Consider the following 11,968-nt stretch of genomic DNA (forward strand, 5'->3'; position numbering starts at 1 on the left):
AAAAAATTACCTGTATGATTTACTTTTAGGTTGAAGCAAGAAGTTGGCTGAAATGAAAAGACCACTGTTGCCATGCATCTTAGAAGAAAGTCTGGGGGAATAGTTAATAATAATTTTTGTATTTTTTAATTGAATACCACCAGTCATGCCGGCATAGAATGCATAATAATCAACTAGGCCAACAAATGTTCCAAAAACAAGCTTTCCATACCTGAAATCTAAATTTGCATTCAAATAATGATCCATATTGTGTTTGGGATAATTATTGTAATTCCATCCACGCGATGTTATTTTAAAGAATTCAAAGGTGGGAATTACTAAATTAAATTGAGGAGTAAAAGAAAATTTTGGGTTTGTGACACTTTTGTTTGAATAGGTTTTGGCATAGACAAAGCTGACACTATACATAATAAGTGTGTTTCTAAATGCTTCAAAATTCAATTTAATACCTGAATAACTTTTTAAGGAGCTATATAATAAACTCAAAGATACATAGTCAAGGCCAAAGGTGTTTTGAGCTTCACCATTTCTTATGCTATCATGAGTATTGTAGTTGTAATAGCCAGGTCCGGAATAATTGAATTTAGTCTCTTTAAACCCTACAGCTAAGGCTGGAGACAATACATGATCTTGTTTGTTTAATTTTTGTGCAGTTAAATGAAATTTTGGAGCCATCATAAAACCCGCATTGAAATTTGTATAGCTATATTTGATGTCACTTGTATTTGTAAGGATATTGCTTTGGTAGTAATTATAAGTATTGATTCGTTGGAAAGATTCATTTTTGATATACCCCGCAATCCCTAATCTATTTTTCATGACCAAGCCATCAATACTAACAAGGCCATTATAAAAATTTCGATTATAAACGGTATTGCCAGTATATCCATTACTGCTCACATAACTTTGATTTTCGTGTTGAGATCTGAAGGTAGAAAGTGCTGTACATATTCGCGTTTGCCCTTTAGATCCAGCCAATCCTGGATTAACAAAGATTGCGTTTTGATTGATTTGCGGCGATTGCAATTCCTGACCGAAAGCAGAAACGCAAGCGCCACATAAAAACAGGAGTGATAAAAATTTACAAGTCATTGTTAATTGGAATTAAGCGTGAGCCTCTGTACTTATGTTTTGCCGGAGTTTTCTTTTGAGTCGATTTTTTCTGAGATACAGTTGTGTCTGAGGTGATTTGTATAGTATCTTTTTGATTTTGTTCTTCAGGGATAGATAGTATTGGGTTTGTGTTTGACAAAGCAGTATCGGGCGCAATATTTTTTATTTCATCATTTTGCAAGACAATAACAGAATCGTGTTGTTGATCCAATAAAAGATTTATATGTGCAGGCTTGTAGAATTTAATACCATCAATGAATGCTGAGTCTTTATTGCTTTTGACAGAAGGTGAGGAAACAGTAGTAGAAGGAGGTGCATTTTCTATATGCTGAACTTCTATAGGTGTATTGTATAAAAGACAAAGAGCAAGCGAGGTTGTTAAAACAAATTCAATCAAAATAAATGAGAATTGATTTCTATATCTGAACAAATCCTTCGTAACAGAAGAATCCAGTTTTGTTAATGCTTCGGGTTTAATAATCGTTTTTTTCCAAAACGAAAATTGTTTGGCAAGAGAAGAATTGTTTTTCAATTCTTTTTCAAAGAACACGCGTTCTTCATCATTGAGATCTTTTTCAAGATATCTGAAACACCACTCATCAATATTTTCTGTAGTTATGTTCATTATAGAATTTCGTTTTTCTCAATGATCGTTTTTAATTTTTGTCGTGCTCGGAATAAGTATACCTTAACCTGACTTTCAGATAAGCTCAATATCGATCCGATCTCTTCGTAATTATATCCTTCTATATCTCGTAACAAGATTACAGACTTAAACACAGGCGACAATTCATCCAGATATAAATGAATCATATCTGTTGTATCCGGACTATTAGTTACGCTTGTTTCAATAAAATCTTCTGTAATATCAAACTGTGGTTTTTTCTTTCTGATAAAATCAATCATCGTTCGATAAGCAGTAGTATATAGCCATGCCACAATCTTATCCGGATCAATCGTATCTGCTTTCGTCCATAATTTGACATACGTTTCCTGTACCACGTCTTTTGTATCAGCGTCGTTTTTTAAGTTCTTAAATACAAACCGATGCACACGTTGTGAGGTTTGCTTGACAAGTATGTTAAACTCCCTTTCTTTCAATTACTGGAATTTTACGTGAGACGTAGCCACTTTTCGAAAAGTTACAGATGAAAAATAAATTATGTAAATAAAATAAGAAAGCCTCTCCATTTTTCAATAGAGAGGCTTTCTTATTTTATAATAGCTAAACTTATTTTCCTGCTAACAATTTATCGTCTGCTTCTTTTTCAGCTTTAGATCTCAAATCTAACAACATCGGTACCGCAATAAAGATTGTTGAGTAAGAACCGAATACTACCCCGATCAATAATGAGAACGAGAAGCCTCTTAATGTCTCACCACCGAAGATGAATAAAATCAATACAGAGATCAATACAATTACAGTTGTCATAATTGTACGGCTTAAAGTACTGTTGATCGCTTCGTTCAACATCGTTGCCATGTCCACTTTATTTGAATGATTGTCAAATTCACGAACACGGTCAAAGATTACAACGGTATCATTGATAGAGAAACCAACGATTGTTAAGAGTGCGGCAATAATTACCTGATCTATTTCGAAATCTATATTGAATACACGCAAGATTGCGAAGATCGCAAGAACCATAAGCGTATCGTGGAACAAGGCGATAACACCACCTAATGACAATTGCCATTTCTTGAATCGTAAGAAGATGTATAAGAAAATACCTACAAGAGAAGCCAACATAGCTTTCCATGAAGCATTCTTAATATCATCCGCAACAGTCGCACCTACTTTAGAAGAGCTTAGTACTTCGAACGTGTTGTCTTTAGCATACGTAGTCAAACCTTTTTCTAAAGCTGTTGCTACAAGTGAGTCTGCTGCTGCAGTTTCATCGTCTACTAAATAACTTGTTGTGATTTTTACTTTTGTTGCAGAGCCATATGTTTTCACTTCTGAACCGTTACCTTTAAAATCTTCAGTCAGACTTGATCTGATGTCTGAAGCGACAACCGGATTTTTAAATTCAACAATGTAAGAACGACCTCCTTTAAAGTCTACACCTAAGTTAAGACCACCTTGCATAATTGTAAGTACAAGACCAATAACTAAAATTGCAGATGAAAAGAAATATGCAATTTTACGTTTGCCGATAAAGTTAAAGCTCAGATTTTTGAATGCTTTCTTAGATAGGAATGTGTCAAAAGAAATAGCATCGTCTTTCTTGTTTCTTGCCATCCACAACAAAATTACTTTTGTGATGTATACAGCAGTAAAGAATGAACAAAGTACACCCCAGAACAATGTCATTGCGAAACCTTTTACAGGTCCTTCACCTAACAGGAATAAAATAACTGCTGTTAAGATTGTAGTAATGTTTGAGTCAAAGATAGAGCTGAATGCTTTGTCGTAACCCAACTCAATCGCTGTCAATAAAGATTTTCCGTTTGCAAGCTCTTCTTTGATACGCTCCATAATAAGGATGTTCGCATCGACAGACATACCAATTGTTAACACGATACCAGCAATACCAGGTAATGTAAGTACTGAGTTGAACGAAGCAAGAATACCAAGAGTGAAAACAATGTTGAACAATAACGCAATATCAGCAACCAGACCACCTTTATTGTAATACATGATCAATACCAACACAACAATGATTATACCTGCAAACATAGATACCAAACCGTCCATGATTGCTTCTTGTCCAAGTGTAGGACCTACTACAACTTCTTCAACAATGCGAACCGGAGCTGGCAATTTACCTGCTTTTAATATGTTCGCTAAATCTTTCGATTCTTCTAATGTAAAGTTACCCGTGATTGAAGAACTTCCGTTTGGAATTTCATCGTTTACTTGAGGAGCAGAGTAAACTGCGTTATCCAATACGATTGCAATTCTTCTCTTATTTTGTTCCTGAGAAGCAGCCTTTGTAATTTTTCTCCATTCTCTTGCGCCTGATGTGCTCATTTGCATAGATACTTCATATCCTTTGCCACCAGGAGATACGCCATAACCAACGTTTGTAATAACATCACCTGTTAAAGCTGGCTTGCCATCACGACCAATTTTCAATGGAACCAATTCAATGATAGCGCCTCCGTTATCTAATGCTCTTGCTTTTCTTTCCCAAACAAAACGTAAATCAGAACCAATGATTTGTTTAACACGGTCAAGAGCTAAAATTTTATTGATAGTAGCAGTATCTTTTGTTTCATAATAGAAGCTTCCTTTCGCTAAACGATAGAACGCAGAAACTTTGCTTGTATCTTGAGCAGGAGCAGCCGCTGAATCCGTCTTAGCAACTGCAGAAGTATCTCCGTTATCAACAAGAAGAGAAGAGTTAGAAGATGCAGCAGCAGCAGTAGCGGCAGAATCAGGAGTTAAACTTAACTTTGATTTATTCTCTTCATCAACACTTACAAGATATTCGTTGATACGATTTGTTTTTTCAATTACTTCATACGTTTGGTACACTTCCATGAATTCGAGCTTCGCAGTACCTTGTAATAAGTTACGTACACGTTGGGTGTTTTCTACACCTGGCAATTCAACTAAAATACGACCAGTACCTCTTACACGTTGAATGTTTGGCTGAATAGCACCGAACTTATCAATACGATTACGAAGGATGTTGAATGAACGCTCTACAGACAAATCAATTTCTTCGTTGATTACTTTTTCAACATCAGAATCCGTTGAACGGATATCAATTTTTCCTTTGTTATTCGCGTTTGCAAAAATTTTGCTCAAATTGTCTTTACCAGCCAATGCACGGTACTCTTCGAAGAATGACTTTTGAAATGTATTTTGGCTATTGCGTTGCTTTATTTTTGCGTTTGCAATTGCTTGCTTAAAGTTTGCATCAGATGCATTTGAACCAGCCATTGCATGTAAAATTTCTACAGGAGAAACTTCAACTACAACGTGCATACCACCTTGTAAATCCAGGCCTAAAGCCATTTCCAATTCTTTTACTTGCTTGTAAGTAAATTCAGCTCCAAGGAAATTATATACAGGCTCATTGTAGATGGAGTCAATGAATGCTTGTTTGCGTGCAAGGTCTACTTTACCGCTGCCTGGAATAGTTGCATATTCAACAGCATCATCTTCAAGACCTCTGGCAACAAAGGTGAAAGAGATGAAAAAGAAACTCAGCGCAGTTACAATTGCGGTGAGTACAATAATTAAATTCTTATTTCTCATTGTTAGTTATAAATATAGATTTGTATAGGGTAAACAGGTTTGTGTAGAAACGTCAAAAACGCTTCTGATAAAATACATAAAATGTACTAAAGAGGTTTGATTACGGTGCTTGCGCGGAAATTGCAAACGGAAAAATATTGGCTAAATAGGAATTTTGAAAACTAGCGGATACAATAGAATGCGATACTTCGAATGGTAAGCCAAATTGAAGATATTCAAACAGATCTGAAAATAGCGCATTGTCTGAATCGAATGAAAAAGATAATGAACTAAAAACATGGTGATCGATTGTCAGAACATGTTGAGACGAATGCCCCTTTTCTGATTTTTTAGTTTCGCTTTTTGCAATAGATTTAGAATCCGCTTTTAATATTGGCGAATAGCATACTGCTCCAAGCATTGTAAAAATCAATGCGAAAAGAAGAAGGTATCTATATGTCAAAACCGATTTTTTCATTTCTATAGGGTGCAAAGCTAAATAAATCAATGCAGAACGCAAATTTTTCAGTAAGCAAGTATTTGATTTAACAATAAGGAGTAAATAGCGTCGAAGTCCTCTTGAGACTCAATAAGGTAATCAGCATGGTGTTTAAATGGCAAAACATAGGTGTTATATGAGTCTTGTGCATGATTATCAAAACGATAAATAATTTCAGGCAGCTCATAACCCCGCTCTCTAATATCGCGTTCGATCCTGCGTTGGCGTTTTATTTCAAAAGGGACATCTAATAAAACCTTTGTATTTAGCCGTTCAAGCATTTCCTTGTGGTAAAAGAGGAAGATGCCCTCTGCAATGATCACTGGTGCAGGCTCTATAATGTTAAATTCAAGGGAAGGCGGAGAAACATTATATTTATATATAGGTTGTTCAATAGAGAAACCCGAAGTTAGATCAATAAAATCGTAAAGCATTTTTTGAGTATTGAATGCTTCAGGCAGGTCAAAATTCAAATACCCATTCGAGTCCTTTTTTTGCCAGTCTCTGGGCAGATAATAGCTGTCAAGGGTAAATGCACATACTTTGCCTGCCGGACTATTTTTAATCAGTAAGTCTTTCAAAAACGTTTTTCCGGAAGCACTTCCTCCGCAAATACCTATGACTAAAGGTGGTTTCATAGAGATTGAAGATGTGCTGCTAGCTTAGATACTGCAAGGGCTCTGTGACTTATGATGTTTTTCTCTGCCATACTCATTTCCGCAAAAGAAATTGTGTAGCTGTCTGGTTGAAAGATCGGATCGTAACCAAAACCTTTTTCTCCATGCTTTTCTTCCAGAATACTACCCGAAACAGACCCTTCAAATTGAATTTGTGTGCCATCCAAAACAAGTGTTATACAGGTTTTGAAGTGTGCGTTACGATTTTTAATACCCTTTAATTCGTCTAAAAGCTTTATCATATTGTCTTCAGGCAAACAATTTGGGCCGGCGTATCTCGCAGAATACACTCCTGGCGCACCTTGTAGTGCATCTACAAGCAAACCAGTGTCGTCTGCAAAACAATTTACCTTGTATTTTTGTGCAACATATTGAGCTTTTTGTTCTGAATTTCCTTCAATAGTAGGTTGTGTTTCAGGAAGTTCTTCAAGACAACCAATATCTTCTAAAGACAAAATGGTGAACTGGTTACCGATTTTGGAACGAACTTCTTCCAGTTTGTTCTTATTATTGGTTGCAAAGCAGATTGAAATCATAGTATAATGAATTAGAACCCTAAATTCAGCATTCCTACTTCCAATTCCCAAAAAATAAGACATAATCATGTCAAACAAGGAATTCCGCAGTCCTCCAGATTTTATAGTTGAGTAAAGACTTTGCAATTGTGGATTAAATCCGTAAGTTTGTGGTTCGTTAAAATCAGATGGACGTGTTCCATCGACTTGTTTCACAACAAAACATAAAATGTTCTATGGCAGTTAGAATTCGTTTAAGCAAAAGAGGTAGAAAAAAATTAGCTCTTTATGACATCGTGGTGTCAGATTCAAAATCTCCACGTGATGGTAAATTCATCCAGAAGTTGGGTACTTACAACCCTAATACCAATCCTGCTACTGTGGTATTAAATGATGAATTAGCATTTGACTGGGTAATGAAAGGTGCTTTACCAACAGATACAGCGCGCACAATCATTTCTGAGCGTGGTGTTATGTTGAAAAAACACTTACAGATAGGTGTTAACAAAGGTGCTATCACTCAAGAAGCAGCAGATCAAAAATTTGCAGCTTGGGTAAACCAAAAAGATGCAGATAAAACTAAAGCAGCAAGTGCATTATCTGGTAAAAAAGATGCAGATAAAAAAGCTCGTTTAGCAGCTGAAGTTAAAGTAAAAGAAGCAAAAGCTGAACAAGTTCGCGCTAAGAAAATTGTAGCATCTAATCCGGTAGCAGCAGCAGACGTTGCTGAAGCAGGTGATGCAGCAGCTGAAGAAACAGCAGCAGAGTAATTAAAATAATTTTAAACTATGAGTTCAGAGAATAACATCCTTTGGGGTAATATTATCAAGGCTCATGGTGTAAAAGGGGAGGTTCTTGTTCAGGTATTCTCTGACGATCTTACCGATTACGAAACATTGGAATCTGTTTTTGTTGAAATAAAACAAAAGCAGATTCCTTTTTTTTTAACATCTTTCAATTTTGCCACACAGAAACGTTGTATACTTTCTTTTGAAGATATAACAACCGTTGAACAGGCTAAGCCCCTTGTTGGAGCAGATATTTACATACCCATTTCGCAAATGGCCGAAGCCGATGAAAGTCGTGTTTCATATCAGGCACTTATGGGCTTTGATGTAATAGATTCCATACAAGGCAAGCTTGGAGTTATCTCAAATTTCTTTCAGAAAACAGGTCAGGACTTGTTGATGATGGATTATAAAGATGCCGAAATACTTATTCCGGTTACTGAAGAAATTGTTCATTCGGTGGATGTAAAGACCAAGCAGGTATTGACGACGTTGCCCGATGGCTTGATTGAAATATATTTGAACGAAGACGTTTCAGAGTCGGATGAGGATTGATATTATAACATGCTTACCTAAATTACTGGAGAGTTTTTTTGCGCATTCAATTTTGAAAAGAGCGCAGGAGAAAGGCATTGCAGAAGTTGTGGTTCATGATATAAGAGATTACACACTCTTCAAGCATAAGCAGGTTGATGATTATTCGTATGGCGGAAGCGCAGGAATGGTATTGATGATCGAACCGATTGACAGATGTATTTCTGCATTGAAAGCGGAACGCACCTACGACGCTGTAATATACATGAGTCCGGATGGCAGTACGTTTAATCAGCAAACGGCAAACCGATTTTCATTATTTAAAAACATCATCATTCTTTGTGGTCATTACAAAGGGGTGGATGAGCGGGCTCGCGAGGCGTTTATTACGCATGAAATAAGTATCGGCGATTATGTACTTTCCGGAGGCGAACTTGCGGCAGCAGTGGTTTCAGATGCTTTGATCCGTTTAATTCCAGGAGTTTTGTCCGACGAAACATCTGCTTTAACAGATTCTTTTCAGGACAGTTTGCTTGCGCCAGCAGTTTATACCCGCCCTGCAGAGTATAATGGCATGAAAGTTCCGGATATTTTGCTTTCGGGCAATGAAAAAGAAATAGAAAAATGGCGGTTTGAGAATGCTTTGGAAAGAACAAAGAAAAGAAGACCAGACCTTTACGAAAAATTTACAAAAGACTCGGGTTTGGATACTCAATAAATTTATTCGCATTGGATGCAGATAAATTGATTTTAATTCTTAACTTTGCAGTCCCGTTATTGGAAAAGATATTAACTACTTACATATATGAGTAATTTACTTAAAATAGTTGAACAGGATTACCTAGCTGTACAAAAAGCACTTCCTGATTTCAAAGCAGGTGATACAGTAAATGTTCACGTGAAAATTAAAGAAGGTGCTAAAGAGCGTATTCAGCAATATCAGGGTCTTGTAATTCAGAAAAGAAATTCTGGAAACGGAGCATCTTTCACAGTACGTAAAATTTCTGCAGGTATTGCAGTTGAGCGTATTTTCCCTACAATGTCTCCATTTATCGATAAAATCGAAGTGTTGCGTGCAGGTGCTGTTCGTAGAGCTCGTTTGTTCTACCTACGTGATAAAACGGGTAAAAATGCTCGTATCAAAGAAAAGAAAAAACCAGTTGACGCTAAATAATTCAGCTTTAACAAATCGTATAATAAAAAAGTCCCCCGATAGCTATCGGGGGACTTTTTTATTATACGATAAAATTTAAATTCTACAGAATGAATATAAAATAAAAATCCCCGACTAAATTTATAGCCAGGGATTTTCTAATAATATACTGGGTATTCTATTTTTTTATTCCTTCAAAGATCTCAAATTTTGCAATGCCCCAGCGCTGTAAGCGGAAACTTAAAGATACTCTTAGCACGCCTAAGCCATATTGTACGCTGCGTTTGAAGTTAATGCTGCTGGCATCATCAAAATACTTCGTAGGACAGGTAACCTCGCCCATTTCATAGCCTGCATATGCAATCTGACCTAACATTTCATTATCAAACACAAAATCGTCAGAATTTTTGTGCAAAGGCAAACGCTCCAATATTTCTTTGCTAAATGCTCTATAGCCTGTATGGTATTCAGCCAGTTTCTGGCCCATCATTACATTCTGGAAAAATGTCAGAAAACGGTTAGAAATATATTTGTACATTGGCATACCTCCGCGGAGTGCACCTTTTCCTAGTATTCTGGAACCAAGCATTACCGGGAACAATCCACGCGCAATAGGATAGATCATTGCTTCTAATAACAAGGGAGTGTACTGATAGTCGGGATGAAGCATAACTACAATATCAGCACCATTTTTTAATGCAGCATCGTAACATGTTTTCTGGTTGCCGCCGTAACCTTTATTAATATCGTGACGAATTACTGTATGAATCCCTAACTTTTTAGCCACTTCAAACGTTTCATCTTTTGAGTGGTCATCAACAAGGATAACTTCATCAACAATGTTGAATGGGATTTCTTTAAATGTTTGCTCTACAGTTTTTGCCGCATTATATGCAGGCATCACAACAATAATCTTTTTATTATCGATCATGGCACAAGTACAATTAGTTCAAATAAAAAAGCCTTCGGTTGTTACCGAAGGCTTTACTCGAGTGGTGATGAGTGGGATCGAACCACCGACACAAGGATTTTCAGTCCTTTGCTCTACCGACTGAGCTACATCACCTCCGATTATTAGGAGTGCAAATGTAGTTAAAAAATTCGTTTATTTGCAAATAAGATTCAGTATTAATTCAATATAAATTATGCACGTACTAGCACAAATCGTTTTTATAATCTTGCTTTCTATTGCAGGCGCAGGAATATATTTGAGTATCAGTAGAATCCGTAAGAATATTTTACTGGGACGAGACGAAGATCGTAGCGACAACAAAATTGCCCGCATAAAAAAAATGTTATTAATGGCACTTGGACAGAAAAAAATGTTCAAAAAGCCATTACCGGCGATTTTACACTTCTTTGTATATGCTGGATTCTTGATTGTAAATGTTGAAATGATTGAAATTGCTCTTGATGGAATTTTAGGCACACACAGGCTTTTTGCACCTTATTTGGGAAGCCTATATCCAGTTGTTATAAATGTATTCGAGTTTCTGGCATTAACAGTAATCATTGCCTGTGTAGTTTTTTTAATCAGAAGAAATATCGTTCATGTAAAACGTTTCTCAGGCGTTGAAATGGCAAAATGGCCATCATTGGATGCCAATCTTATACTGGGAATGGAGATCTTATTAATGATAGCTTTCTTAAAAATGAATGCAATGGATCAAGTATTGCAGGACATGGGAAGCGGACATTATACAGCTACAGGTCCTTTTTATATAAGCTCTGCACTTAAGGGATTCTACAGTTCATATTCAGAAAGCTTTTTAATATTTGCTGAACGTGCGTGTTGGTGGTTCCATATTATTGGAGTAATGTTCTTCGCAAATTATGTATTCTACAACTCCAAGCATTTACACATTTTCATGGCATTTATCAATACATATTATGCTAAGTTGACTCCTGCTGGCAAATTGAATAACATGCCTGAGGTTACTAAGGAAGTAAAGTTGATGTTAAATCTTCCTGTTGAAGAAACAGCAGCGGATGGGGCACCGGCAAGATTTGGAGCAAAAGATGTACGTGATCTGACATGGAAAAATTTATTGGATTCATACAGTTGTACGGAGTGCGGAAGATGTACGCAGCAATGCCCTGCAAACATCACAGGGAAAAAATTAAGTCCACGTAAAATTATGATGGACACACGTGACAGGTTAGAAGAGGTTGGAAAGAATATTAAGCAGCACGGTGATGCATATGATGACGGGAAGTCTTTATTGGGCGATTATATTTCTGAAGAAGAACTGCTTGCCTGTACAACCTGCAATGCCTGTGTTGAAGCATGTCCTGTCATGATTGACCCGGTAAGTATTATTGTACAATTAAGAAGATTTAAATTGATGGAAGAATCTCAGGCTCCGGCTTCATGGAATTCGATGTTATCGAACATAGAAAATAACATGGCTCCATGGAAATTCTCTCCTGCAGACCGTTTTAACTGGGCTGACAAATTGAAAGGTTAAGAATAATTTGATTCTTAATTAATAAACTGATA

Annotated in this window: 13 protein-coding genes and 1 tRNA gene; 5 read left to right on the plus strand and 9 right to left on the minus strand. The window is 36.5% G+C overall.

Annotated elements, in window-relative coordinates; genetic code table 11:
• Positions 1–6: 6 nt before the first annotated feature.
• From A3EE_RS0110045 to rdgB, 7 genes are all read right to left on the minus strand, one after another.
• On the minus strand, positions 7–1,092 hold the full coding sequence (locus A3EE_RS0110045; protein WP_018343314.1) for a hypothetical protein: 1,086 nt from the start codon (positions 1,090–1,092) through the stop codon (positions 7–9).
• A complete protein-coding gene (locus A3EE_RS0110050) occupies positions 1,082–1,738 on the minus strand; it encodes a hypothetical protein (protein WP_018343315.1) in 657 nt (218 codons plus the stop codon). Before A3EE_RS0110050 ends, A3EE_RS0110045 begins: the two co-directional genes overlap by 11 nt.
• Complete coding sequence (locus A3EE_RS0110055) at positions 1,738–2,214, minus strand: RNA polymerase sigma factor (RefSeq protein WP_026209717.1); 477 nt, start codon at positions 2,212–2,214, stop codon at positions 1,738–1,740. The genes A3EE_RS0110050 and A3EE_RS0110055 overlap by 1 nt, the downstream gene beginning before the upstream one ends.
• 130 nt (positions 2,215–2,344) lie before the next feature.
• Positions 2,345–5,323: a protein translocase subunit SecDF gene (gene secDF, locus A3EE_RS0110060; RefSeq protein WP_018343317.1), complete on the minus strand. Its 2,979-nt coding sequence runs from the start codon at positions 5,321–5,323 to the stop codon at positions 2,345–2,347.
• 100 nt (positions 5,324–5,423) lie between these two features.
• Entirely contained in the window at positions 5,424–5,780 is a 357-nt protein-coding gene (locus A3EE_RS0110065; RefSeq protein ID WP_018343318.1) for a hypothetical protein, read from the minus strand.
• A gap of 47 nt (positions 5,781–5,827) precedes the next feature.
• Complete coding sequence (locus A3EE_RS0110070) at positions 5,828–6,439, minus strand: nucleoside/nucleotide kinase family protein (protein ID WP_018343319.1); 612 nt, start codon at positions 6,437–6,439, stop codon at positions 5,828–5,830.
• Entirely contained in the window at positions 6,436–7,014 is a 579-nt protein-coding gene (gene rdgB, locus A3EE_RS0110075; protein ID WP_018343320.1) for an RdgB/HAM1 family non-canonical purine NTP pyrophosphatase, read from the minus strand. Before rdgB ends, A3EE_RS0110070 begins: the two co-directional genes overlap by 4 nt.
• Positions 7,015–7,229: 215 nt before the next feature.
• Here rdgB and A3EE_RS0110080 point away from each other — a divergent pair, with 215 nt between their 5' ends.
• From A3EE_RS0110080 to rplS, 4 genes are all read left to right on the plus strand, one after another.
• Positions 7,230–7,763 carry a 30S ribosomal protein S16 gene (locus A3EE_RS0110080; RefSeq protein ID WP_018343321.1) on the plus strand — a complete coding sequence of 178 codons (534 nt, stop codon included), beginning with the start codon at positions 7,230–7,232 and terminating at the stop codon, positions 7,761–7,763.
• A gap of 18 nt (positions 7,764–7,781) precedes the next feature.
• Entirely contained in the window at positions 7,782–8,336 is a 555-nt protein-coding gene (rimM, locus tag A3EE_RS0110085; protein WP_018343322.1) for a ribosome maturation factor RimM, read from the plus strand.
• Positions 8,326–9,033, plus strand: a complete 708-nt coding sequence (gene trmD, locus A3EE_RS0110090; RefSeq protein WP_018343323.1) for a tRNA (guanosine(37)-N1)-methyltransferase TrmD — start codon at positions 8,326–8,328, stop codon at positions 9,031–9,033. Before rimM ends, trmD begins: the two co-directional genes overlap by 11 nt.
• 87 nt (positions 9,034–9,120) lie before the next feature.
• A complete protein-coding gene (gene rplS / locus A3EE_RS0110095; protein WP_018343324.1) occupies positions 9,121–9,489 on the plus strand; it encodes a 50S ribosomal protein L19 in 369 nt (122 codons plus the stop codon).
• A 157-nt stretch (positions 9,490–9,646) separates the two neighbouring features.
• Here rplS and A3EE_RS0110100 read toward each other — a convergent pair whose 3' ends face one another.
• Positions 9,647–10,399 carry a glycosyltransferase family 2 protein gene (locus tag A3EE_RS0110100; RefSeq protein WP_018343325.1) on the minus strand — a complete coding sequence of 251 codons (753 nt, stop codon included), beginning with the start codon at positions 10,397–10,399 and terminating at the stop codon, positions 9,647–9,649.
• A gap of 62 nt (positions 10,400–10,461) precedes the next feature.
• Positions 10,462–10,534: transfer RNA gene (locus A3EE_RS0110105), tRNA-Phe, on the minus strand.
• A 79-nt stretch (positions 10,535–10,613) separates the two neighbouring features.
• On the opposite strand from A3EE_RS0110105, the gene A3EE_RS0110110 reads away from it, so the two are divergent.
• On the plus strand, positions 10,614–11,936 hold the full coding sequence (locus A3EE_RS0110110; RefSeq protein ID WP_018343326.1) for a 4Fe-4S dicluster domain-containing protein: 1,323 nt from the start codon (positions 10,614–10,616) through the stop codon (positions 11,934–11,936).
• Positions 11,937–11,968: the final 32 nt, after the last annotated feature.

Origin of the sequence: Cytophaga aurantiaca DSM 3654 (genome assembly GCF_000379725.1) — a bacterium.
GTDB lineage: Bacteria > Bacteroidota > Bacteroidia > Cytophagales > Cytophagaceae > Cytophaga > Cytophaga aurantiaca.

Excerpts from the sequence above, each read along its gene's own strand:
- A3EE_RS0110045 (WP_018343314.1), bottom strand. The coding sequence starts at position 1,092 with ATGACTTGTAAATTTTTATCACTCCTGTTTTTATGTGGCGCTTGCGTT.
- A3EE_RS0110050 (WP_018343315.1), bottom strand. The coding sequence starts at position 1,738 with ATGAACATAACTACAGAAAATATTGATGAGTGGTGTTTCAGATATCTT.
- secDF (WP_018343317.1), bottom strand. The coding sequence starts at position 5,323 with ATGAGAAATAAGAATTTAATTATTGTACTCACCGCAATTGTAACTGCG.
- A3EE_RS0110065 (WP_018343318.1), bottom strand. The coding sequence starts at position 5,780 with ATGAAAAAATCGGTTTTGACATATAGATACCTTCTTCTTTTCGCATTG.
- A3EE_RS0110070 (WP_018343319.1), bottom strand. The coding sequence starts at position 6,439 with ATGAAACCACCTTTAGTCATAGGTATTTGCGGAGGAAGTGCTTCCGGA.
- rdgB (WP_018343320.1), bottom strand. The coding sequence starts at position 7,014 with ATGATTTCAATCTGCTTTGCAACCAATAATAAGAACAAACTGGAAGAA.
- A3EE_RS0110080 (WP_018343321.1), top strand. The coding sequence starts at position 7,230 with ATGGCAGTTAGAATTCGTTTAAGCAAAAGAGGTAGAAAAAAATTAGCT.
- rimM (WP_018343322.1), top strand. The coding sequence starts at position 7,782 with ATGAGTTCAGAGAATAACATCCTTTGGGGTAATATTATCAAGGCTCAT.
- trmD (WP_018343323.1), top strand. The coding sequence starts at position 8,326 with ATGAGGATTGATATTATAACATGCTTACCTAAATTACTGGAGAGTTTT.
- rplS (WP_018343324.1), top strand. The coding sequence starts at position 9,121 with ATGAGTAATTTACTTAAAATAGTTGAACAGGATTACCTAGCTGTACAA.
- A3EE_RS0110100 (WP_018343325.1), bottom strand. The coding sequence starts at position 10,399 with ATGATCGATAATAAAAAGATTATTGTTGTGATGCCTGCATATAATGCG.
- A3EE_RS0110110 (WP_018343326.1), top strand. The coding sequence starts at position 10,614 with ATGCACGTACTAGCACAAATCGTTTTTATAATCTTGCTTTCTATTGCA.